Annotated in this window: 20 protein-coding genes; 7 read left to right on the top strand and 13 right to left on the bottom strand. The window is 65.1% G+C overall.

Annotation, left to right across the window (positions count from 1 at the left end; translation table 11 throughout):
• Nucleotides 1–8 precede the first annotated feature (8 nt).
• The 4 genes from cysT to AC1DZT_RS16660 are packed head-to-tail and all read left to right on the top strand — an operon-like array spanning nucleotide 9 to nucleotide 2,922.
• Nucleotides 9–845, top strand: coding sequence for a sulfate ABC transporter permease subunit CysT (cysT, locus tag AC1DZT_RS16675; RefSeq protein ID WP_478007766.1), 837 nt, complete (start codon nucleotides 9–11; stop codon nucleotides 843–845).
• On the top strand, nucleotides 838–1,704 hold the full coding sequence (cysW, locus tag AC1DZT_RS16670; RefSeq protein WP_478007765.1) for a sulfate ABC transporter permease subunit CysW: 867 nt from the start codon (nucleotides 838–840) through the stop codon (nucleotides 1,702–1,704). Before cysT ends, cysW begins: the two co-directional genes overlap by 8 nt.
• 23 nt (nucleotides 1,705–1,727) lie before the next feature.
• A complete protein-coding gene (locus tag AC1DZT_RS16665; protein ID WP_478007764.1) occupies nucleotides 1,728–2,447 on the top strand; it encodes a sulfate/molybdate ABC transporter ATP-binding protein in 720 nt (239 codons plus the stop codon).
• Nucleotides 2,448–2,460: 13 nt separating this feature from the next.
• Nucleotides 2,461–2,922: an Lrp/AsnC family transcriptional regulator gene (locus AC1DZT_RS16660; protein WP_478000185.1), complete on the top strand. Its 462-nt coding sequence runs from the start codon at nucleotides 2,461–2,463 to the stop codon at nucleotides 2,920–2,922.
• Between the two features lie 45 nt (nucleotides 2,923–2,967).
• On the opposite strand, the gene AC1DZT_RS16655 is transcribed toward AC1DZT_RS16660, so the two are convergent.
• The 7 genes from AC1DZT_RS16655 to chvE all read right to left on the bottom strand — a co-directional run bounded on the left by AC1DZT_RS16655 (nucleotide 2,968) and on the right by chvE (nucleotide 12,048).
• Entirely contained in the window at nucleotides 2,968–4,476 is a 1,509-nt protein-coding gene (locus tag AC1DZT_RS16655) for an aldehyde dehydrogenase (NADP(+)) (protein WP_478007763.1), read from the bottom strand.
• A 74-nt stretch (nucleotides 4,477–4,550) separates the two neighbouring features.
• Nucleotides 4,551–5,462 carry a Gfo/Idh/MocA family protein gene (locus tag AC1DZT_RS16650; protein ID WP_478007762.1) on the bottom strand — a complete coding sequence of 304 codons (912 nt, stop codon included), beginning with the start codon at nucleotides 5,460–5,462 and terminating at the stop codon, nucleotides 4,551–4,553.
• Nucleotides 5,462–7,204 carry an L-arabinonate dehydratase gene (gene araD / locus AC1DZT_RS16645; RefSeq protein ID WP_478007761.1) on the bottom strand — a complete coding sequence of 581 codons (1,743 nt, stop codon included), beginning with the start codon at nucleotides 7,202–7,204 and terminating at the stop codon, nucleotides 5,462–5,464. Before araD ends, AC1DZT_RS16650 begins: the two co-directional genes overlap by 1 nt.
• Before the next feature lie 7 nt (nucleotides 7,205–7,211).
• Nucleotides 7,212–8,201 carry an AraD1 family protein gene (gene araD1, locus AC1DZT_RS16640; RefSeq protein ID WP_478007760.1) on the bottom strand — a complete coding sequence of 330 codons (990 nt, stop codon included), beginning with the start codon at nucleotides 8,199–8,201 and terminating at the stop codon, nucleotides 7,212–7,214.
• A gap of 8 nt (nucleotides 8,202–8,209) precedes the next feature.
• Nucleotides 8,210–9,397: a multiple monosaccharide ABC transporter permease gene (gene mmsB / locus AC1DZT_RS16635; RefSeq protein ID WP_478007759.1), complete on the bottom strand. Its 1,188-nt coding sequence runs from the start codon at nucleotides 9,395–9,397 to the stop codon at nucleotides 8,210–8,212.
• Nucleotides 9,394–10,947 (bottom strand): multiple monosaccharide ABC transporter ATP-binding protein, encoded by a 1,554-nt coding sequence (mmsA, locus tag AC1DZT_RS16630; RefSeq protein WP_478007758.1) that lies wholly within the window; start codon nucleotides 10,945–10,947, stop codon nucleotides 9,394–9,396. The genes mmsB and mmsA overlap by 4 nt, the downstream gene beginning before the upstream one ends.
• A gap of 90 nt (nucleotides 10,948–11,037) precedes the next feature.
• The gene (gene chvE, locus AC1DZT_RS16625) at nucleotides 11,038–12,048 is read right to left on the bottom strand and encodes a multiple monosaccharide ABC transporter substrate-binding protein (protein ID WP_478007860.1); all 1,011 of its coding nucleotides are present in this window, start codon (nucleotides 12,046–12,048) and stop codon (nucleotides 11,038–11,040) included.
• A 210-nt stretch (nucleotides 12,049–12,258) separates the two neighbouring features.
• Between chvE and AC1DZT_RS16620 the strand changes: the two genes are divergently transcribed.
• Nucleotides 12,259–13,203 carry a LysR family transcriptional regulator gene (locus tag AC1DZT_RS16620; RefSeq protein ID WP_478007757.1) on the top strand — a complete coding sequence of 315 codons (945 nt, stop codon included), beginning with the start codon at nucleotides 12,259–12,261 and terminating at the stop codon, nucleotides 13,201–13,203.
• Here the strand turns inward: AC1DZT_RS16620 and AC1DZT_RS16615 are convergent.
• From AC1DZT_RS16615 to AC1DZT_RS16595, 5 genes are all read right to left on the bottom strand, one after another.
• Nucleotides 13,200–14,279, bottom strand: a complete 1,080-nt coding sequence (locus AC1DZT_RS16615) for an NAD(P)/FAD-dependent oxidoreductase (RefSeq protein ID WP_478007756.1) — start codon at nucleotides 14,277–14,279, stop codon at nucleotides 13,200–13,202. The two genes, AC1DZT_RS16620 and AC1DZT_RS16615, sit on opposite strands and share 4 nt — an antisense overlap.
• Before the next feature lie 326 nt (nucleotides 14,280–14,605).
• On the bottom strand, nucleotides 14,606–15,685 hold the full coding sequence (locus tag AC1DZT_RS16610) for a BMP family ABC transporter substrate-binding protein (protein ID WP_478007755.1): 1,080 nt from the start codon (nucleotides 15,683–15,685) through the stop codon (nucleotides 14,606–14,608).
• A 23-nt stretch (nucleotides 15,686–15,708) separates the two neighbouring features.
• A complete protein-coding gene (locus tag AC1DZT_RS16605; RefSeq protein WP_478007754.1) occupies nucleotides 15,709–16,656 on the bottom strand; it encodes an ABC transporter permease in 948 nt (315 codons plus the stop codon).
• 1 nt (nucleotide 16,657) lies between these two features.
• Complete coding sequence (locus tag AC1DZT_RS16600; RefSeq protein WP_478007753.1) at nucleotides 16,658–17,743, bottom strand: ABC transporter permease; 1,086 nt, start codon at nucleotides 17,741–17,743, stop codon at nucleotides 16,658–16,660.
• A complete protein-coding gene (locus AC1DZT_RS16595; protein ID WP_478007752.1) occupies nucleotides 17,733–19,277 on the bottom strand; it encodes an ABC transporter ATP-binding protein in 1,545 nt (514 codons plus the stop codon). Before AC1DZT_RS16595 ends, AC1DZT_RS16600 begins: the two co-directional genes overlap by 11 nt.
• Before the next feature lie 447 nt (nucleotides 19,278–19,724).
• Here AC1DZT_RS16595 and AC1DZT_RS16590 point away from each other — a divergent pair, with 447 nt between their 5' ends.
• Entirely contained in the window at nucleotides 19,725–20,207 is a 483-nt protein-coding gene (locus AC1DZT_RS16590) for a nucleoside deaminase (protein WP_478007751.1), read from the top strand.
• Between the two features lie 50 nt (nucleotides 20,208–20,257).
• A complete protein-coding gene (locus AC1DZT_RS16585; RefSeq protein ID WP_478007750.1) occupies nucleotides 20,258–20,845 on the top strand; it encodes an NYN domain-containing protein in 588 nt (195 codons plus the stop codon).
• Here the strand turns inward: AC1DZT_RS16585 and AC1DZT_RS16580 are convergent.
• On the bottom strand, nucleotides 20,839–21,006 hold the full coding sequence (locus AC1DZT_RS16580; RefSeq protein WP_478007749.1) for a hypothetical protein: 168 nt from the start codon (nucleotides 21,004–21,006) through the stop codon (nucleotides 20,839–20,841). The two genes, AC1DZT_RS16585 and AC1DZT_RS16580, sit on opposite strands and share 7 nt — an antisense overlap.
• Nucleotides 21,007–21,469 lie beyond the last annotated feature (463 nt).

The following is a 21,469-nucleotide window of genomic DNA, read 5'->3' as shown; positions in this document are numbered from 1 at the left end:
GGTGCCGCATGGGACAGCCAATCGTCCAGCGCTCTCCGATCCCCGGTCTCGGCCTTTCGGCCGGGATCACCCTGACCATGCTGTCGCTGGTCGTCCTTTTGCCGATCGCCGCCCTGCTGATCAAGGGCCTATCCGCCGGCCTGCCGCAGCTGATTGCCACGGTGAACACGCCGCGGACCTGGGCAGCACTTTACCTCAGCTTCCGGCTGTCGCTGTTCGCGGCGCTGTTCAACCTGGTCTTCGGCGTGCTTCTGGCCTGGGTCCTGACCCGCTACCGCTTTCCCTTCCGCAAGATCCTCGATGCGGCGGTTGATCTGCCCTTTGCCCTGCCCACCGCGGTCGCGGGCATCGCGCTGACCGCGCTTTACGCCCCGAACGGCGCCTTCGGCCATATCGCCAAGGATCTGGGTTTCAAGATCGCCTATACGCAATGGGGCATCCTGATCGCGCTGATCTTCGTGGGCCTGCCTTTCGTCACCCGCACCGTCCAGCCGGTGATTGAAGAGATCGAGCGCGAGGTCGAGGAAGCCTCCGCCACCCTCGGCGCCAGCCGCGCCTATACCTTGCGCCGGGTGATCCTGCCGATGCTGGCCCCCGCCGCACTGACCGGCTTTGCCCTGTCCTTGGCGCGGGCGGTCGGCGAATACGGCTCGGTCATCTTCATCGCCGGGAACATCCCGCTGAAGACCGAAATCGCCCCCCTGCTGATCGTGATCAAGCTGGAGGAATACAACGACGCCGGCGCCGCCGCGATCGGCATTGCGATGCTGCTGATCTCCTTCGGCATGCTCTTCATCATCAACGTGGTCCAGGTCTGGAGCCGGCGGAGGATTGGTCATGTCTGACATCACTGAAGCGAAAGCCTTCCGCTCGGTCACGACCGAGGTGCCTTTGGTCCGCTATGCCCTGATCCTGGTGGCCGTGGTCTTCCTGGGCCTTCTGGTCTTCGCGCCCCTGATCACCGTCTTTGCCGAGGCGCTGAAGACCGGCCTTGGCGCAGCCCTGGCGAGCCTCGCCAACCCCGAGGCGACGGATGCGATCAAGCTGACCCTGCTGGTCGCGGCCTTTGCCGTGCCCCTGAACGCGATCTTCGGGGTGGCCGCGGCCTGGTTCATCACCAAGTTCCACTTCCGCGGCAAGGCGGTGCTGATCACCCTGATCGACATTCCCTTCTCGGTCAGCCCGGTGGTGGCGGGGCTTTGCATCGTCCTGACCTTCGGGGCCAATTCCTGGGTCGGCGGCTGGCTGGTCGGCCACGGCATGCCGGTGGTCTTTGCCGTGCCGGGGATCATAATGGCCTCGATGTTCGTGACCTTCCCCTTTGTCGCGCGCGAGCTGATCCCGGTGATGATCGAACAGGGCAAGGTCGAGGAAGAGGCGGCGCTGACCCTTGGCGCCTCTGGCTGGAAGGTGTTCTTCACCGTGACCCTGCCCAATATCCGCTGGGCGCTGCTTTACGGCGTGCTTTTGTGCAACGCCCGCGCAATGGGAGAGTTCGGCGCCGTGGCCGTCGTCTCGGGCAAGATCCGGGGCCTGACCGCCACCATGCCGATCACAATCGAGATGATGTACAACGAATATGCCTCGGTCGCGGCCTTTACGCTCGCCGCCGTGCTGGCCCTCTTGGCGCTGGTCACCCTCGCGCTGAAAACCCTGCTGGAATGGCGCTATGCCGATCAGCTTGCCCTGACCCACCGCCACTGACCCACCGACATTAGGAGCCTGTCATGCAGATTGAAATCGACGAGATCTCGAAAGAATTCGGCACCACGGCGGCCCTGTCGCCGGTCTCCCTGTCGCTGCCCTCGGGGGCCTTGGTCGCGCTGCTTGGGCCTTCGGGGTCGGGCAAGACGACCCTGCTGCGCATCCTCGGGGGCTTGGAGTTTCCGACCTCGGGACGGGTGCTGTTCGACGGGGCCGATGCGACGGCCCTGACCGTGCAGGAGCGGCGGGCGGGCTTTGTCTTTCAAAGCTATGCCCTCTTCCGCCATATGACGGTGTTTGAAAACATCGCCTACGGCCTGCGCGCGCGGCCCCGCGCCAGTCGCCCGCCGGAAGCGGAAATCTCGCGCCGGGTCAACAAGTTGCTGGAGCTGATCCAGCTGCCCGCCATCGGATCGCGTTATCCGACCCAGCTGTCGGGCGGCCAGCGTCAGCGGGTGGCCCTGGCCCGCGCCCTGGCCATCGAACCCCGGATGCTCCTGCTTGATGAACCCTTCGGCGCGCTGGATGCCAAGGTCCGCAAAGAGCTGCGTCAGGGCCTGCGCGACATTCATGACACCACGGGGCTGACCACGGTCTTCGTGACGCACGATCAGGACGAGGCGATGGAACTGGCCGATCTGGTCGTGGTCATGTCGATGGGACGGATCGAGCAGATCGGCCGCCCGCAGGACATCCGCGCCCGGCCCGCCACCGAATTCGTGCGCGAATTCATTGCCGCGTGAGGGAGTATATCCGATGGACCAGATCGACCGACGCATCCTGACCGAGTTGCAGCGCGACGCGACGCTGCCGATCGTGGAACTGGCGCAAAGGGTGGGGCTGTCCGCCTCGCCCTGCTGGAAGCGGGTGCAGAAGCTGGAAAAGGCCGGGGTGATCACCGGGCGGGTGGCGCAGGTCGATCATGGCAAGGTCGGGCTGGGGCTGACGGTGCTGGTCGAAATCTCGGCCACCGAACATTCCGCCGAATGGCGCGACCGCTTTCTGGGCGCGGTGCAGCAATCGCCGGAGGTGATGGAGGTTTTGCGGCTCGGCGGCGATGCGGATTACCTCTTGCGCGTCACCGTGGCCGATACGCAGGGTTATGACGCCTTCTACCGCCGCCTGACCTCGGCCGTGGCCTTGCGGGCGGTGAGTTCGAAGTTCGTCATGGAAGTCGTCCACACCAAGCGCAGCCTGCCGCTCTTGGATGTGGCGTAAGATGGGCAGTATTGCCCATCCTACCGTTATAGGGCGCGCCTCTGATCAGGCGCGCAGGTCTGCCGGCAGGAGGGCGTCCGGCAGGTTCTGATAGGCCACCGGGCGCAGCCAGCGCCGGATCGCCATGGTGCCGACCGAGGTGGCGCCGAAGTTGGTCGAGGCGGGGTAGGGCCCGCCATGGACCTGCGCATCCACCACTTCCACGCCGGTCGGGAAGCCATTGGCGAGGATCCGGCCGGCTTTGCGTTCGAGGATCGGCATGAGGGCCTGAGCGATTTCGGTATCGGCCTCGTCCAAGAAGAGCGTGCAGGTCAGCTGGCCTTCCAGCCCCTGAGCCACCTCTTTCAGACCTGCCACATCCTTGACCCGAATGATCAGGCCGAGCGGGCCGAAGACTTCCTGCGCAAGGCTGTGATTGCCGACGAAATCGCCCGCCTTCACCTCGAAGAGGTCGGGCGAGGCCTTGCGGTCGGCGCTTTCGGTGGCCAGCACCCGCTTCACCCCCGCTTCGGCGGCGATCCGGTCGCGGCCGGCGCGGTAGGCGGCAGCGATGCCATCGGTCAGCATGGTCTGCGGGCCGATCTGCGATGCGGCCAGCTTGGCGGTTTCCACGAAGACATCCGCCTCGGGGCTGTCGATCATCACGGTGATGCCGGGATTGGTGCAGAACTGGCCGGCGCCCATGGTCAGCGAGCCGGCCCAGCCGCGGGCAATCTCCTCACCGCGGGCTTCGATGGCGGCGGGCAGGATGAACATCGGGTTGACCGAGCCGAGCTCGCCGAAGAAGGGGATCGGTTCGGGGCGCTGCGCGCAAAGGTCAAAGAGGGCGCGGCCGCCGAAGAGGCTGCCGGTGAAGCCCACGGCCTTGATCAGCGGGTGCTGGACCAGCGCCTCGCCGATGTCGCGCCCCGGGCCTTGCACCATCGAGAAGACGCCGGGGTGCAGGTCCAGCGCCTTGATCGCGGCGTCGATGGCCTGGGCCACGATCTCGCCGGTGCCGGGATGGGCCGGGTGGCCCTTGACGACCACCGGGCAGCCGGCGGCCAGGGCCGAGGCGGTATCGCCGCCGGCGGTGGAGAAGGCGAGCGGGAAGTTCGAGGCGCCGAAGACCGCGACCGGGCCGATCGGGCGTTGCACCATCTTGATATCGGGGCGCGGCGCGGGCTTGCGGTCGGGCAGGGCGGCGTCATGGCGGCGGTCGAGGTAGTCGCCCTTGCGGATATGGCTCGCGAAGAGGCGCAGCTGGCCGGTGGTCCGCCCACGCTCGCCTTCCAGACGCGCGGCCGGCAGGCCGCTTTCGGCCATGGCCACGGCGGTCAGCTCGGGGCCGCGCGCTTCGATCTCGTCAGCGATCTTTTCGAGGAAGACCGCCCGCGCCTCGCGGCTGAGGGCGGAGAAGCTGGGGAAGGCCGCCTCGGCGCCCATGACCGCCGCATCCACATCGGCGGGCGTGCCGGAGGAGAAGCTTTGCGGCTCGCCCGTCGCGGGGAAGGATTGGAAGGTCGCGGCGCTGGCAACCCAGGTGCCAGCAATCAGGTGCTTTCCGGTCAGCATGGTGGTCTCCTTGATCCGGCGGCCGGGGGTTTCGCACCCCCGGACCCCTGCGGGATATTTAGGCCAAAGTGAAGTCAAAGGAAGAAGGCGGGGACCATCTGTCTGCGCCCCAGCGTCAGGGCGTCGGCGACATGGGTCATCGGCGCAAGATCGACCTCGGACTGGCGGCGGGCGACGAGGTCGGCCATCCGGGCATAGAGCGCCGGATATTCGCCCATGATCGAATTCTCACCCGCCGCTTCGATCCCGTCGATCTCCAGCCGGTTGCCGCCCATCCTGAGGGCGAGGGTGCCCTGGGTGGTCTCGATGTCGAAGTCCCAGGTCTGCGGGCCTTCCTGGCGCCAGTCGAAATCGGCGGTGACATTGTCCGAAAAGGTCAGATCGGCCGCAATCGCGGTCTGGCAGTTTTCCGGGAAGGTCAGGGTGGCAGCGGTCAGATGCACCGGCTTCGGCAGGATCTCTGTCATGATCGACAAAGCGTTGATGCCGGGGTCGAAGACGCCCATGCCACCGGGTTCGAAGACCCAGTTCTGGCCGGGATGCCAGCGCCGCACATCCTCGCGCCAGGTGATGTGGCATTTGGTGATGGTCTTGTCGGCGAGCCAGACCTTGGCCGGGGCGACCGCATAGGCCATCCGGCTGTGCCAGGTCGTGTAAAGCGTCAGGCCCTTTTCGGCGGCCAGCGCCTCCAGCGCGTGAACCTCGGCCAGGGTGGCACCCGGTGGCTTTTCCAGCATGACGTGACGGCCCGCAAGCAGGGCCGCCTCGGCATAGGCAAAGCGCGGCACCGGGGGCACGCAAAGCGAGACCACCGGCACATCGGGCCGCGCCGCGAGGAAGGTGGCGAAATCGGTGAAGGCTTCGACGCCTTCGACCGAACCCTTGCGGCTGATCGTCGCCGCAAGCTCCCAATCCGGGGAATTGGCGATCGCCGGGACATGCTGGTCCACGGCGATCTTGCCCACGCCGACGAGTGCGACTTTCATCAGTGCGAATCCTTGCCGACCGGGTTGCCACGGCAGCCCTTGAGGAAATCGAGGTCGGCGCCGGTGTCGGCACCCTGCACATGGCGGTGGTGCAGCAGGGCATAGCCCGAGTCCGGCGGCACGATGCGGCTTTCCCATTTGGCCAGGCGCGCAGCGAGGTCGGCATCGGAAATGTCCAGATGCAGGCGGCGGTTCGGCACGTCGAGTTCGATCATGTCGCCGTTCTGCACGACGGCGAGCGGGCCACCAGCCGCAGCTTCGGGCGAGGTGTGCAGGACCACGGTGCCGAAAGCGGTGCCCGACATGCGGGCGTCCGAGATGCGGACCATGTCGGTGATGCCCTTGCGCAGGATCTTCGGCGGCAGGCCCATGTTGCCGACCTCTGCCATGCCCGGATAGCCCTTGGGGCCGCAGTTCTTCAGGACCATGACGCAGGTCTCGTCGATGTCCAAAGCCTCGTCGTTGATCTTGGCCTTGTAGTCGTCGATGTCCTCGAACACCACGGCGCGGCCGCGGTGGGTCATCAGGGCAGGGGTGGCGGCCGAGGGCTTCAGCACCGCACCCTTGGGCGCGAGGTTGCCCTTGACCACGACCACGCCGCCCGACTGGGTCAGCGCCTTTTCGGCCGGCAGGATGACGTCCTCGTTGTGGTTGGTCACGTCCTTGACCTGATCCCAGGCGGTCTGGCCGGACACCGTCAGCGCGTCCTTGTGCAGAAGGCCCGCTTCGCCGAGGCGCTTGATGACGACGGGCAGGCCGCCGGCATAGAAGAACTCTTCCATCAGATACTTGCCCGAGGGCATCAGGTTCACGATGGTCGGCACGTCGCGGCCGCAACGGTCCCAGTCTTCCAGCGTCAGGTCAATGCCGACCCGGCCAGCGATGGCCAAGAGGTGGATCACGGCATTGGTCGAACCGCCGATGGCCGCATTGGTGCGGATGGCGTTCTCAAACGCTTCTTTCTTCAGGATGTCGGAGGGCTTCAGGTCATCCTTGACCATCTGCACGATCCGCCGCCCGGTCAGCTGCGCCATCACGCGGCGCCGGCTGTCCACGGCGGGAATGGCGGCGTTGCCCGACAGGGCCATGCCCAAGGCTTCCGCCATCGAGGCCATGGTGGAGGCGGTGCCCATCGTGTTGCAGGACCCGGGGCTGCGGCTCATCGAAGCTTCGGCCTCGACGAACTCTTCCTTGGTCATCTTGCCGGCCTTCACGGCTTCGGAGAATTTCCAGAGGTGGGTGCCGGAGCCAACCCGCTCGTTCTTGTAATAGCCGTTCAGCATCGGCCCGCCGGTCACGACGATCGAGGGCAGGTCGGTCGAGGCCGCCGCCATCAGAAGCGAGGGCGTGGTCTTGTCGCAGCCGACCAAGAGCACACAGCCGTCCATCGGTTGGCCGCGCATCTGTTCCTCGACCGCCATGGCGGCGAGGTTGCGGAACATCATCGCGGTCGGGCGGAAGGCGGATTCCGAGGTCGAGAACACCGGCACTTCGACCGGGAAGCCGCCGGCCTCGTAGATCCCGTGCTTGACGCGTTGGGCGAGGTCATTGAGGTGGGCGTTGCAGGGCGTCAGCTCCGACCAGGTGTTGAGGATGCCGATCACCGGGCGCCCGTCGAACAGGTCCGGCGGGAAGCCCTGGTTCTTCATCCAGCCCCGGTGGTAGATATTGTCCTTCGAGGTCCCGCCAAACCAGGTTTGCGAGCGGAGTTTGCGGGGCCAGGCGGCGGGTTTGAAGGTCATTTCATCCTCACAGGGGTTTCACTGTGGTCGTGCCCGATTGGCCGGGCGCGAAGGTCAGGGGATTGGTCAGCGGCAGACCGAATTCGGCGACTTCGATCTCGAAGACATCGCCAGCGGTCGTCTTGATGCCATCGGCAAAGGACAGGGTCGCAGTGCCGAAGAAGTGGACATGCAGATCGCCGGGCTGCCGGAAGAGGTCGTATTTGAAGTGGTGGTGTTCCAGGTTGGCGAAGGTATGCGACATGTTCGCCTCGCCCGACAGGAAGGGCTTCTCCCAGATCACCTTGCCATCGCGGCGGATGCGGCTGGTGCCGCGGATGTCGGCGGGCAGATCGCCCACCAGGATCTCGGGGCCATAGGAGGCCTCGCGGAGCTTGGAATGGGCGAGCCAGAGGTAGTTGACCCGCTCGGTCACATGGTCGGAGAATTCATTGCCAAGCGCCCAGCCGATCCGGTGGACCGTGCCATCCGGGCCGACGATGTAGATGCCGGCCAGTTCCGGCTCTTCGCCGCCATCCTCGGCAAAGCCGGGGGCGGTGAGGGGCGCGCCGGGGGCGACGGCGACGCTGCCGTTGCCCTTGTAGAACCACTCGGGCTGGGCGCCGACGGCACCAGCGGCCGGGCGGCCGCCTTCCAGACCCATGCGGAACATCTTCATGCTGTCGGTCAGGGTCTCGGCCCCGTCCAGTTTCGCATGCATCGCATCGCGGGCCGAGGCGCTGCCCAGATGGGTCAGCCCGGTGCCGGTCAGATGCAGGTGGGCGGCATCGGGATGGGTGACGGGCAAGAGAAGACGGCCTTCGGCGGCGGCGGCGGCCAGATCGACCACCTCGCCCAGACCCTTCGCCTTCACTTCGGCGGCCAAATCATGACCGGCGGCGATGGCCGACAGGGCCAGATCATAGACCGAGGTTGCCCCCGTGACGGCCCGGGCCACCGATCCCTCGCGGGCAACCACAACCAGACCGCTGGCGGTTTGAATTTGAGACAGATGCATGGCAGACCTTACTTGGATTTGTTGTAAACGTCGAAGATCACGGCAATCAGCAGGACCAACCCCTTGATCATCATCTGGTATTCAATGCCCACGCCGAGGATCGACATGCCCATGTTCATGACGCCCATGATCAGCGCACCGACCACGACGCCGACGATCTTGCCCGAACCGCCCGTCATCGACGCGCCGCCGATGAAGACCGAGGCGATGGCGTCCAGCTCGAAGCCCGTGCCGGCCTTGGGCGTGGCCGAGTTCAGGCGCGCCGTCACGACCATCCCGGCCAAGGCCGCCAGAACGCCCATGTTGACGAAGCAGAAGAAGACCAGGCGGTCGGTGCGGATGCCCGAAAGCTTGGCGGCCTTCTCGTTCCCGCCAAGCGCATAGATGCGGCGGCCGGGCGTCGTGTTCTCGGTGAAGAAGGCGTAGAGGATGGTCAGCACGACAAGGATGACCATGACATCCGGCAAGCCACGGAAATAGGCCAGCTGCCAGCCGACGAAGGCCACACCGGCCGAGATGATCAGGCTGCGGCCGATGAAGAATCCCATCGGCTCCGGCTCGGTGCCGAATTCCATATCGCGCGCCCGGGCCCGGAAGCCGGCCCAGAAGGTTGCCATGATCGCCACGACGATGGCGGCCAGCGCCAGCCCATTGGGCTTGCCGATGCCGAAGATATCGGGGACGAAGCCGTTGGCCATGGCCTGGAAGGCCGGCGGGAAGGGGCCGATGTTCTGCCCGCTGAGCAGCCACATCGTCGCACCGCGGAACACCATCATGCCGGCCAGGGTCACGATGAAGGAGGGGATGCGCCAATAGGCCACCCAATAACCCTGCATGGCGCCGATCAGACCGCCGACCACCAGGGTCGCCGGGATCACCACATAGAAGGGCAGGCCAAGGTTGATCGTCATCCAGGCCGAAGCAGCACCCGTGAAGGCCGCGACCGAGCCGACCGACAGGTCGATATGGCCCGAGACGATGACCAGAAGCATCCCGAGGGCCAGAATGATCACATGGCCGTTCTGCAGGAAGATGTTGGTGATATTGGCCGAGTTCAGGAAGTCCTTCCCGTCCATCTTCAGCATGACCGTGAAGAAGACCACGATGGCGACCAGCGCCAGCAACATGCCGTTCTCGCGCAGGTGGCCGCCCAGAATGGCGCCCGCGCCCTTGCTCTCTTTTGTTGCAGCCATCATGCCACCATTCCCCCGCTTTGCACTTCGCTGTCGTCATGGCCCTTCAGGATCAGGCTCATGATCTTTTCCTGGCTGGCTTCCTCGCGGGTCAGCTCGCCCACAAGCTCGCCCTCGGACATCACATAGATCCGGTCGCACATGCCCAGAAGCTCGGGCATTTCCGACGAGATCATCACCACGCCACGCCCCTGCGCGGCCAGTTCGTTCATGATGCCGTAGATTTCAAACTTGGCCCCCACGTCGATGCCGCGCGTCGGCTCGTCGAGGATCAGGACCTGCGGATCGGCGAAGAGCCATTTCGACAGGACCACCTTCTGCTGGTTGCCGCCCGACAGGTTCACCACCTTCTGGTTCACATCCGGCGTGCGGATCGCCAGCGCCTTGCGGTAATCCTCGGCCACCTTCTGTTCGCGCGGGTGGTTCAGGATGCCGTTCTTGGAAATGCCGAAGAGGTTGGCGAGGCTGATGTTGCGCAGGATCGGCTCTTCCAGGATCAGGCCCAGCGTCTTGCGGTCCTCGGTCACATAGGCCAGACCCGACTTGATCGCCTTCGAGACGGTCGAGGTATCGGCAACCGCGCCACCCAGCTTGACCTGGCCCGAGATGTTGCGGCCATAGCTGCGGCCGAAGATCGACATGGCAAGCTCGGTCCGGCCCGAGCCCATCAGGCCCGCGATGCCGACGATCTCGCCCTTGGCGACGGTGAAGGAGGCGTTCTTGATCATCTGGCGCTGATGCTGTTCGGGATGCCAGACGTTCCAGTTCGTGACCTCCATCAGCGTCTCGCCGATCTTGGGGGTGCGTTCGGGATAGCGGTGCGCCATGTCGCGGCCCACCATGTCGCGGATGATCCGCGCTTCGGAAATGTCTTCGGCATCCAGCGTCGAGACGGTCGCCCCGTCCCGGATCACCGTGATCCGGTCGGCCACGCGCGAGATCTCGTTCAGCTTGTGGCTGATGATGATCTGGGTGACCCCTTGATTCTGCAGTTCCAGCATCAGGTCGAGCAGCTTCTGGCTGTCGTTCTCCTGCAGGGCCGCGGTCGGCTCATCGAGGATCAGCAGGCGCACATCCTTGGCCAGGGCCTTGGCAATCTCGATCAGCTGCTGCTTGCCGACGCCGAGCTTTTCGATCTTGGTGCCCGGCGGTTCGTCCAGGCCGACCTTCTTCAGCAGGGCCTCGGTCTTCTGGAAGGCGAGGGGCCAGTTGATCACGCCATTGCTTGCGATCTCGTTGCCCAGAAACAGGTTTTCGGCAATCGACAGAAGCGGCACCAGGGCCAGCTCCTGGTGGATGATGATGATGCCCTTCTCTTCGCTGTCGCGGATCGAGCGATTCTCCAGCAGCTTGCCGTCATAGTAGATTTCGCCGCCATAGGAGCCGACGGGGTAGACCCCGGACAGCACCTTCATCAGCGTCGATTTTCCCGCGCCATTCTCGCCGCAGATCGCATGGATCTCGCCGGCCTTGACGGTCAGATCGACGTGATCCAGGGCGCGCACGCCGGGGAAAACCTTGCTGATCCCGCGCATTTCCAGAAGTGTCGACATTCATTCCCCCGCATGAGGCCCCGATGAAGGGCAACATGGCCGCGGCCCGATCCTGGGCTGCGGCCATGATCCGTCTTTCAGTCTAGCAGATTACTTCAGTTGGTCTGCGGTGTAATAGCCCGAACCGACGAGGACGGCCTCGTAGTTGGACTTGTCGACCGGAACCGGCTTCAGAAGGTAGGACGGCACGACCTTGACGCCATTGTCATAGGTCTTGGTGTCGTTGACTTCCGGCGTGCCGCCCGACAGGACGGTGTCGACCATCTTGACGGTGACCTTGGCCAGCTCGCGGGTGTCCTTGAAGATCGAGGAATACTGCTCGCCCGCGATGATCGACTTGATCGACGGGATTTCGCAGTCCTGACCGGTGACGATCGGCATCTTCAGATCGCCCGAGCCATAGCCCACACCCTTGACCGAGGACAGGATGCCGATCGACAGACCGTCGTAGGGCGACAGCGCGCCGTGCAGCTTCTTGTCGCCGTAGTTGGAGGACAGAAGGTTGTCCATACGGGCTTGCGCGACCGAACCGTCCCAACGCAGGGTGCCGCAGACCTTCATGTCCATCTGACCCGACGGCACGGCGATCTCGCCGGCGTCGATCATCGGCTTCAGGACGGACATGGCGCCGTCGAAGAAGAAGAAGGCGTTGTTGTCGTCCGGCGAGCCGCCGAAGAGTTCGACGTTCCACGGCTTCACGTCCGGGAAACGCTCTTTCAGGCCGTTGACCAGCGAGGTCGCCTGCAGGACGCCAACCTGGAAGTTGTCGAAGGTGGTGTAGAAGTCGACATCGCCCGACTGACGGATCAGGCGGTCATAGGCCACGACCTTGATGCCGGCAGCGGCGGCGTTGGCCAGCGCGTTCGACAGGGTGGTGCCGTCGATCGCGGCCACGATCAGGGCCTTGACGCCCGAGGTGATCATGTTCTCGATCTGGCTCAGCTGGGTCGGGATATCGTCTTCGGCATATTGCAGGTCAGCGTCGTAGCCCGCTTCCTTGAACTGCGCGACCATCGATTCGCCGTCATGGATCCAGCGGGTCGAGGATTTGGTGGGCATCGCGATGCCGATCGTGCCCTTGCTGGCGGCGAAAGCCGGCATGCCAATGATCGTCGTGGCCGAAGTCGCGCCAACCAGCGCCAGAAGCGCACGTCTAGAAATATTCATGAGTAGTCCTCCCAGGCCGCAACCCTCTTGCGGCGAAAACCTTACGAAACGGCGGTTTTTCCGTCGTCTTCGTCTGGCGACAGTTGCAACGCCAAAGTATATCAGTCAAATGATGTTTTAGAATGAAAACATGGCGAATTGGTTATGTCTCAAGTTCACCGCTCTGACAGCCTGCTGCGCAAGGGGCTGAAGTTCAGCCACCTGAGGCTTTTGGCGGCGCTGGCGGAATCCGAACAGCTGACCAAGGCGGCCAGCCTGATCGGCATCTCGCAACCGGCGGCCTCGCGGCTGGTGGGCGAGATCGAGGGGATCATCGGGGCGGCGGTGCATGAACGCACCGGGCGCGGGGTCGGGCTGACAGCGATGGGCCGGGCGCTGGCCTTGCGGGCACAGCGCGTGCGGCTGGAGCTGGACGATGCCGCCCGCGACCTGGCCGAGATCGCGATGGGCGGTGTCGGCCATGTCCGCATAGGCGCCGTGACTGGCCCCGCGCTCGACCGGGTTCTGCCGGCCCTGCAGGACGAGGCCTTCCATCACCCCAATGTGACGGTGGAGGTCGTGGTCTCGCCCTCCGATGTCCTGTGCGAACAGCTACTCGCCGGGCGCCTCGATTTCGCCGTGGGCCGCTTGCCCGAGGGCCCGCGGACCGAGGCGCTGACCTTCGTGCCGATCGAGGTGGAGCCGGTGGCCCTGATGGTGCGCAGCGGCCATCCGCTTCTGGCGCAGAACACCGTCCTGCAGGCGAGCGAGACCCTGGCCTATGACTGGGTGATGCCGGGGCCGGAATCGCTGCTGACCCGCAGCGTCCATGCCCGGCTGCACAGCCTCGGCCTGCCCAAGCCGACGCAGCGGCTCTGGACCGCGTCCTTCCTTCTGACGCTGGCCATGCTGCACAAATCCGACGGGATTGCCGCGATGTCGCGCGCCTCGGCGGCGCAGTTCGCCACGGGGGAGGGCGCGGCCTTCGCCCTCCTGCCGATCGACCTTGGCATCGAGGTGGAGCCTTTCGGGCTGATCACACGGCAGAAGGTCTCGCTTACCGCCGCCTCGCAGCGCCTCGCCGACCTGATCCTGAAGGCGCCGGACTAACGGGTAAAGCGGGCAGGGGAAAGCTGCGCCACCAGGGCCGGCTCCAGCTCCGGCACGCGGCCCAACGTCAGGTCGGCGACCAGCTGGCTTGCCGCGGGCGAGGTCTGAAAGCCGTAACCGCCTTGCCCCGCCAGCCAGATGAAGGCCTGCTCCGCCACATCCGGCCCGATCACCAGCACCCGGTCCGGCGCAAAGGTCCTGAGGCCCGCCCAGGAGCTGAGAAGGCGGGTCACCGGCTCGGTCACCATCTCCTCATAGCGGGCGAGGCCCTCGGCCAGCACCATGTCATCGGCCCAGGCGTCATGCGGGTCCATCGGATGCTCCTCGGCCGGCGAGACGATCAAGGCCCCGGCATCCGGCTTGGCATACCAGCTTTCGCCACAGCCGAAGATCATCGGCCATGTCGAGACGTCATGCCCGCCCGGCGCCGGGATCCGCGCCATCGAGCGGCGGTTGGGCTGAAATCCCAGGGGCGCCACGCCCGCAAGCTTCGCCACCTCGTCCACCCAGGCCCCGGCCGCGTTGAGCATGAGCCGCGCGGTGATCTCCTGCCCGCCCGCCGTGACGCGCCAGCCGCCCGGGATCTTCGCAATCGCGGTGACGCGGGCATTGAGACGGATCTCCGCGCCATGTGCCCTGGCGGTGCGGGCAAAGCCCTGCAGCAGAAGGTCAGTGTCGATGTCCCAGGCATGGTCGGCCAGCGCCGCAAAGGCCACCATCTCGGGGTTGAGGATCGGCACCAGGGCCCGCGCCTCCTCCACCGAAATGGCCGCGACTCCGAGGTCGGCAATCTCGCGGGCGAAATCCTCCGCCTGATCGGCCCGGCCCAGCACCATCAACCCGCGCGGCGCCAGTACCCCCGGCACCCCGCGGAGATAATCGCCCGAGGCCATCGACAGGCCCACCACCGGCGCCAGCCCGTAACGCGGCTCGTAAAGTGCCGCCGACCGGCCCGAGGCATGATGCGCCAGCGCCGCCTCGGCCTCGAGCAGCACGACCTTGCCCGCAGGCGCCAGCCGCGCCGCCGCCGAAACCCCGGCGATGCCGCCGCCGATGATCAGGAATTCCGCGTCCATGATGATCCCCATTTTCGCCAAGTCCTTCCACGCTTTGCCCGAAGACACAAGCCGGGGACAAAGTCCGGGAAGATGGGCAGATTGCCCATCCTACCGCCCGGCGGCATCGCCCTTGATAAAGGTGGCAGGCCGCGCTGGCCCGATCGACCAGCGCGCCCGAACAAACCCGGCACGCGCAATGCCCCTTTGCTCTTTGCCCAAATACTCCCGCCGGAGGCGCAGGCCAGCCACAGGCGCCCCCCTGTCCGGTAGGATGGGCAATCTGCCCATCTTCCCAAAGCAAAAAGGCCCGCACGGGGCGGGCCTTTCCGAAATTTCAGAACCTCTTACGAGGCGCTTTCGACGCCCTTGACGAACCAGTCGATCACCGCGAGGTCGGCCAGCGCCATCACCTCGCCCTCCTTCACGCGCAGCTTGCCGTCCTGGTCATAGATCGGGCCGGTGAAGATGTCGTAGGTCCCGGCCTTGTAGCCCGCCTGCACGTCATCGGCGAGTTTGGCCACATCGGCTGGCACGTCCTTGGAATAGGGCGCGATGACCACGGTGCCTTCCTTGAACCCGTCCCAGGTGTCGGCCGATTTCCACGACCCGTCGAGGATCGCCTTGGCGCGTTCGACGTAATAGGGGCCCCAGATATCCTCGATCGCGGTCAGATGGGCGTTCGGGGCAAAGGTCGACATGTCGGCGCCCTGGCCAAAGCCATGCAGGCCCTTCTGCTCCAGGATCTGCAGCGGGCCGGGGCTGTCGGTATGGGTGGTGACGATGTCGCAGCCGAGGTTGATCAGCGTCTCGGTCGCGGCGGCCTCTTTCGGCGGGTCGAACCAGCTGTCGATCATGACGAGCTTCACGGTCGCCTTCGGGTTCTGCTTCTGCGCGGCCAGGCAGAAGGAGTTCACGCCCAGGACCACCTCCGGCACCTTGTAGGAGCCGAGATAGCCCAGCACGCCCTCTTTCGACATCTTGCCCGCGATGGTGCCCAGAACGGCGCGGCCCTCGTGGAATTTCGAGTTGTAGGTCGACACGTTGTCGGCCCGCTTGTAGCCGGTGCAATGTTCGAACTTCACGTCCGGGAACTCGCCCGCGACCTGGATCGTCTGGTCCATATAGCCGAAAGAGGTGGTGAAGATCAGCTTGCAGCCCTGCTGCGCCAGATCGCGCATGACCGGGATGGCGCTGGCGTCTTCGGCGACGTTCTCGACATAGATCGTCTCGACCTGATCGCCCAATTCGCTTTCGACCTGCTCGCGGCCCTTGTTATGCGCCCAGGTCCAGCCATAGTCGCCGATCGGGCCGAGGAAAACGAAGCCGATCTTCACCTTGTCGGCCGCCAGCGCGGGTTTGGCCAGGGTGGAAAGGGCGGCAACACCGGCCCCTTTCATCAGCGTGCGCCGAGAGATTTTGGTCATCAGACTCTCCTGTTGGTTTCTTATTAGGATGATGGAAGGAACGGTTTGCCAAGGCAAGCGGGCGCATTGGCCCCCGCCGTGCCGCGGGACGAGATGAAAGACAGGGCAACCACGGTCATGGCATAGGGCATAGCGGCCCAGAACTGACTGGGCAAGAACGAGAATCCTGCGGCTTTGGCGTAAAGCTCCAAGGCCATCAGGATGCCGAAGAAATAGGCGCCTGCCAAGAGCCGCCCGGTGCGCCAGCCGGCGAAGACCACCAACGCCAGCGCGATCCAGCCGCGCCCCGCCGTCATCTTCTCGGCCCACATCGGCGTGATGACCATGCTGAAATAGCAACCGCCGATCCCCGCCATGGCGCCGCCGAAGGCGATGGCAGCATAGCGGACCTTGACCACCGAATAGCCGATCGAATGGGCCGAGAGGTCGTTCTCCCCCACCGCGCGCAGGATCAGCCCGGCGCGGGTGGATTTGAGGAACCAGGCCGTCAAGGGCACCATGATCAGGGCGAAATAGACGATGGGCGAATAGCCGAAGAACAGCTGCCAGATCGGGTCTTTCGCCAGGCTGGCCGGAAAGACCGACAGGAAGGGCACCACGATCCGCCCGGTGAAGCTGAGGCCCAGAAGCGACGACAGCCCCGTGCCGAAGATCGTCAGCGCCAGCCCCGTCGCCACCTGGTTGGAATTGAGCTGCAGGACCAGCACCGCAAACAGCATGCTTGCCAGCGCGCCCCCCGCGGCCGCGCCCAGGACGCCCATCCAGGGGTTGAAGGTCATCACCGTGACGCCAAAGCCGGAAATGGCGCCGACCAGCATCATCCCCTCGACCCCGAGGTTGAGGACGCCGGATTTCTCCACCACCAGTTCACCAAGGCCCGCCAGCAGGATCGGCGTGGTCAGCCCGACCACGGTGATGATGGCGGGAATGCCGTAAGTGACGAAGAATGCGAGGATTTCGCCAAAGGACATCTCAGACCCCCGCCTTGGTTGCATGTTTGGCCGAAGGCACCAGCCGGACGCGGTAGCGCACCAGGATGTCGCTGGCCAGGATGAAGAACAGCATCATCGCCTGAAAGATCCCGGCGGTGGAGTTCGGAATATGGACCGAGGTCTGCGCCATCTGCCCGCCAACGTAAGTCACCGCCAGAACCGTCCCGGCCAGAAGGCAGCCGAGCGGGTTCAACCGGCCAAGGAAGGCCACGATGATCGCGGTGAAGCCATAGCCCGAGGGAAAGCCAAGGTCGATCTTGTGCAGGACGCCGGCAAACTCCAGCCCGCCGGCCAGCCCGGCCATGGCGCCGCTCAGGGTCAGCGTCGCCCAGATCGTCCGCTTGGCGTCGAACCCGCCATGCCGCGCCGCGATGGGGGAGGAGCCTACGACCCGGACCTGATAGCCGAACTCCGACCGCGCCATGATGACCCAGAAGACGAAGGGCAGGATCAGCGCCACCAACACGCCCAGATGCACGGTCGAGCCGGGCCAGACCGGCAGGCTCTGGCTGTCGGCCAAGGGCGCCGTGGCAGGAAAGTTGCGCCCGTTGGGGTCTTTCCACGGCCCGCCGACCAGATAGCCCAGCACCTGCAACGCGACATAGGTCAGCATCAGGCTGGACAGGATCTCGTTCACGTTGAACCTGGTGCGCAGGATCGCCGGGACCGCGGCCCAGATCGCGCCGCCGAGGATCGCGGCAAGGATCATCAAGAGCACGACGAAGAAGCCGCCCGTCGCCCCGAAGCCGATGCCGACCCCCGCCGCACAAAGCGCCCCGATCACATATTGCCCCTCGGCCCCGATGTTCCAGACCTGTGCCCGGTTGCCCACCGACAGACCCAGCGCAATGATGATCAAGGGCGCCGCCTTCAGCGCCACGTCCTGCCATTTGTAGCTGTTGAGCAGGGGGGACAGGAAGATATCCACCACCGCCCGGAAGCCCTTGATGCCGATGAGGTCGAAGACCACGATCCCGATCAGCATGGTCAGCAGAACCGAAGCCACCGGCGTGATCACCAGCATCGCCATGCTCGGCTCGCGGCGTTTTTCCAGTTTAATGCGCATGGGCGATCTCCCCGCTTGCGGTTTCGCCGTGGATGCCGCCCATCAAGAGGCCGATCTCGTCGATCTTGGCCTCTGACACCTTCATCGGTTTCGACAGGTGCCCGCCGTTGATCACGGCCAAAGTGTCGCAAAGGCTGAGAAGTTCGTCCAGATCCTGGCTGATCACCACGATGGCCGATCCGGTCGCGGCAAGGTCGACCAGGGCCTGATGGATGGCCGAGGCCGCGCCCGCATCGACGCCCCAGGTCGGTTGGCTGACCACCAGAACCTGCGGGCGCTGCAGGATCTCGCGGCCCATGATGTATTTCTGCAGATTGCCGCCCGACAGGCTTTCGGCCATGGCCCCCGGTCCGGTGGCCTTGACGGCAAAGGCCTCGATCACCTCGCCGGCATAGGTCCGCGCGGCCTTCGGGTCGATCAGCCCGGCCCGCACCATGCCCAGCCGGTCGCGCGCGGTCAGGATCGCATTGTCGGCCAAAGAAAACACCGGCACGGCGGCATGGCCGTTGCGCTCCTCGGGGACCGAGGCGACCCCCTTGGCCCGCCGCTCGCGCGCCTTCATCTGGCCAAGCGCCGCGCCATCGACGCTGACGCTGTCGGCCGAGACATTGGGCTCCTCGCCCGACAGGGCCAGCAACAGCGCGTTCTGCCCATTGCCGGCCACGCCCGCGATGCCGAAAATCTCCCCGGCGCGGACGGTGAAGCTGATGTCCTTCAAGGCGGTGCCGAAGGGGCCGTCAGCCGGCATCGACAGCGCCTTGACCACCAGCTTGGGTGCGCCGAACTCCCGCCCGTCGCCGCGCTGGATATCCTTCAGACTGCCGCCGATCATCTTCTCGGCCATCGAGCGCGAGGTCTCCACCTTGGGATCGCAGGTATCCACCAGCTTGCCGCCGCGCAGGATGGTGGCGGTGTCACAGAGCGCCTTGATCTCATGCAGCTTGTGGCTGATGTAGAGGATCGAACAGCCCTCGGCCGCCAGCTTGCGCAGCACGATGAACAGCTGATCCACCTCCTGCGGGGTCAGGACCGAGGTCGGCTCGTCCATGATCAGAAGCTTGGGGTTGAGCAGAAGCGCGCGGACGATCTCGATCCGCTGACGCTCGCCCACCGACAGGGTGGAGACGATGCGGTGCGGTTCCAGCTTCAGCCCGTATTGGCCCATCACGGCGAGGATCTTGCTTTCCAACTCGCGCGCCGGGATCTTGGCATCCATGCCGAGGGCGATGTTCTCCAGCACCGTCATCGCCTCGAACAGGCTGAAATGCTGGAAGACCATGCCGATGCCCAGCTTGCGGGCGGCCTTGGGGTTGGCGACCGTCAAGGGCTGGCCATCCCAGCGGATCTCGCCCTCGTCGGGCTGCATGATGCCGTAGATCATCTTGACGAGAGTGGACTTGCCCGCCCCATTCTCGCCCAGAAGCGCATGGATCTCGCCCGGCTTGACCGAGAAACTGACATGGTCATTGGCCAGAACCCCGGGAAACCGCTTGGTGATGCCGGTCAGCTGAAGGCGGGCGTCAGGGCTTTGCATCGGCACTCCGTAGGTCAGGGCAGATTGTAGTGGCCCGAGGGCGCAGGATTGGGGCAGGGTCGGGACGGGTCAGGGATTGAAAAGTGATGACCAAAGGCGGCGTTCTTGTATATGTAGCCGGAATTTGAAGCAGCTTCTTGAAAGCGGTACAAGTCGGCCCGGCCCGGCGCCGCACCTTCGCCGCTGTCCCGCCAAAGCCATGCTTTTCCCAAGAAAATCCCCCGAAAGCCGCTGGTTCAGCCGTCTTTTGCGGCTGTTTTCTGGGCCAAGCCTAGACCGGAACCCTGCCGCGAAACAAGGTCTTCCCGCGGAAGCCTTGCGATATCTGCCCAAGTTGAGGGCAATTGCCCGAAATCCGGGCGACCCTTGTCTGGCGCGGCTGAGGGGTGGACTTGCCAGAACCGGCAAAGGCGGCAACTCTTGGCGAAACCTTGAAGGGAGAGACCCATGCCCGCAGCCGAACTCGACCATGAAGCCTTTCTGCGCCGCGCCATCGCCGAATCCGCCAAGGCGCGGGCGGCGGGCAACCATCCTTTCGCCTCGATCCTGGTTGGCCCGGACGGAACCGTGCTGATGACCCAGCACAACGCCTATATGCCCGACCATGACATGACCGGCCATGCCGAGCGCGTGCTGATGACCCGCGCCTCGACCACGCTGCCCAGGGATTTGCTGAAGGAGTGTACGATCTACACCTCGGCCGAACCCTGTGCGATGTGCGCCGGGGCGATCTACTGGACCGGGCTGAAGCGCGTGGTCTTCGGGCTGACCGAGAAGGATCTGAAGAAGATCACCGGCGACCACCCGGAAAACCCGACGCTGGACCTGCCCTGCCACATCGTCTTTGCCGCCGGTCAGCGCCAGGTCGAGGTGATCGGCCCGATGCTGGAGGCCGAGGCGGCCGCGGTCCACGAAGGCGCCTGGGATTAGCCAAGATGGGCAGTATTGCCCATCCTACGGTTGCATGTCAGGCTTGACGCATGGTCGTGCCGTTTCTTCTTCTGGTGATTTCCGTGGCCGGCCTGCTGACCGCATGGGCCGGCTACCTGCCGCCGGACCGGATCTGGCTTTCGGCGCTTGGCATCCTTCTCAGCCTCTTTGTGCTTCTGGTCCGGGCGCGGAGAGCGGCGCGGGCACCGAAGCGGGCACCGGTCAAGGAGCGCTGGATCCTGGTCGACGGATCGAACGTGATGCACTGGAAAGACGGCACGCCACAGATCGCCACGCTCTGCGAGGTGCTGGGCCGCCTTGATGCACTCGGCTTCACCCCCGGCGTGGTTTTCGATGCCAATGTCGGCTACAAGCTGCTGGGCCGGTATGTGGATGACAATGACCTGGCCCATGTTCTGGGCCTGCCCGGCGCGCGCGTCTTCGTGGCCGGCAAGGGCACGCCGGCGGACCCTCTCCTGCTCGCCTCGGCGCGCAAGGTCGGGGCGAGGATCGTCACCAACGACCGCTATCGCGATTGGGCCGAGACCCATCCCGAGGTTGCAACGCCCGGGTATCTGGTCACGGGCGGCTACCGGCGCGGCGAGCTTTGGCTGGATCTGAAGCGGGAGGCTCAGTAGTCTGGCGCAAACCCCGTGGCCGCGTCCACGGCTTGCGGTCTGCCGTCGAGGAACAACTGCCCGATCCGCGGCGCCGTGCGGGCGATGATCTTGCCGCGGCGGATGACGGCGAGTTTGACGGCCTTGAGGCGCAAGGCCTCGGCGGGGTCGCGGGCAGGCACCGCAGGTTTTCTAGCCCGCCGTTAGGCATGAAGCCTTGTAGTCCGCCTGTGCCAAAGAAAGGCCCTCTGCGCTATACTGACGTGCGAGCCTTTGATACATTGCAGGCGCAAGGCGGGAGGGATCCTGGTCCGACCCGATTTCCTGTTGAACAAAGTCGGCCCAAGCATATCTCTCTGCGGGACATGGCCTGCAATCGCCTCGTTTCAAAGCCTGCTGAAGGACGGCTGTCGCTTAGGCAAGGGTTGCGTGGCTTTTGTCCAAGTCCATCCCGCCCCGCCCAACGAACGCACTTGGGATGTCGATGGGTTTACAGTGTTCATCCGCCAGAGGCGAAGCCAGGCCGGACTGCGCAATCGTTGACAAGGCCAGTAGGAAAGCGATCAACAGAGGCGTGGGGCTGGTCAATGCAATTCCTCCGAAGACAATTCAACTGATGCAAGGACGGGCGTCGCGCATTCCCGC

This window comes from Rhodobacter sp. P1_C2 (assembly GCF_056406375.1).
Note: the sequence above shows the minus strand (reverse complement) of the source record. Positions and strands in the feature narration are given on the sequence as shown.

What these genes read in the sequence shown, in the direction of transcription:
- AC1DZT_RS16605 (WP_478007754.1), bottom strand. Translation starts at nt 16,656, where the DNA reads ATGTCCTTTGGCGAAATCCTCGCATTCTTCGTCACTTACGGCATTCCC.
- AC1DZT_RS16665 (WP_478007764.1), top strand. Translation starts at nt 1,728, where the DNA reads ATGCAGATTGAAATCGACGAGATCTCGAAAGAATTCGGCACCACGGCG.
- cysT (WP_478007766.1), top strand. Translation starts at nt 9, where the DNA reads ATGGGACAGCCAATCGTCCAGCGCTCTCCGATCCCCGGTCTCGGCCTT.
- AC1DZT_RS16610 (WP_478007755.1), bottom strand. Translation starts at nt 15,685, where the DNA reads ATGACCAAAATCTCTCGGCGCACGCTGATGAAAGGGGCCGGTGTTGCC.
- AC1DZT_RS16655 (WP_478007763.1), bottom strand. Translation starts at nt 4,476, where the DNA reads ATGCTGACCGGAAAGCACCTGATTGCTGGCACCTGGGTTGCCAGCGCC.
- AC1DZT_RS16650 (WP_478007762.1), bottom strand. Translation starts at nt 5,462, where the DNA reads ATGAAAGTCGCACTCGTCGGCGTGGGCAAGATCGCCGTGGACCAGCAT.
- AC1DZT_RS16595 (WP_478007752.1), bottom strand. Translation starts at nt 19,277, where the DNA reads ATGCAAAGCCCTGACGCCCGCCTTCAGCTGACCGGCATCACCAAGCGG.
- araD1 (WP_478007760.1), bottom strand. Translation starts at nt 8,201, where the DNA reads ATGCATCTGTCTCAAATTCAAACCGCCAGCGGTCTGGTTGTGGTTGCC.
- AC1DZT_RS16620 (WP_478007757.1), top strand. Translation starts at nt 12,259, where the DNA reads ATGTCTCAAGTTCACCGCTCTGACAGCCTGCTGCGCAAGGGGCTGAAG.
- araD (WP_478007761.1), bottom strand. Translation starts at nt 7,204, where the DNA reads ATGACCTTCAAACCCGCCGCCTGGCCCCGCAAACTCCGCTCGCAAACC.
- AC1DZT_RS16600 (WP_478007753.1), bottom strand. Translation starts at nt 17,743, where the DNA reads ATGCGCATTAAACTGGAAAAACGCCGCGAGCCGAGCATGGCGATGCTG.
- cysW (WP_478007765.1), top strand. Translation starts at nt 838, where the DNA reads ATGTCTGACATCACTGAAGCGAAAGCCTTCCGCTCGGTCACGACCGAG.
- AC1DZT_RS16585 (WP_478007750.1), top strand. Translation starts at nt 20,258, where the DNA reads ATGGTCGTGCCGTTTCTTCTTCTGGTGATTTCCGTGGCCGGCCTGCTG.
- AC1DZT_RS16615 (WP_478007756.1), bottom strand. Translation starts at nt 14,279, where the DNA reads ATGGACGCGGAATTCCTGATCATCGGCGGCGGCATCGCCGGGGTTTCG.
- mmsB (WP_478007759.1), bottom strand. Translation starts at nt 9,397, where the DNA reads ATGATGGCTGCAACAAAAGAGAGCAAGGGCGCGGGCGCCATTCTGGGC.
- mmsA (WP_478007758.1), bottom strand. Translation starts at nt 10,947, where the DNA reads ATGTCGACACTTCTGGAAATGCGCGGGATCAGCAAGGTTTTCCCCGGC.
- AC1DZT_RS16590 (WP_478007751.1), top strand. Translation starts at nt 19,725, where the DNA reads ATGCCCGCAGCCGAACTCGACCATGAAGCCTTTCTGCGCCGCGCCATC.
- AC1DZT_RS16660 (WP_478000185.1), top strand. Translation starts at nt 2,461, where the DNA reads ATGGACCAGATCGACCGACGCATCCTGACCGAGTTGCAGCGCGACGCG.
- chvE (WP_478007860.1), bottom strand. Translation starts at nt 12,048, where the DNA reads ATGCCGGCTTTCGCCGCCAGCAAGGGCACGATCGGCATCGCGATGCCC.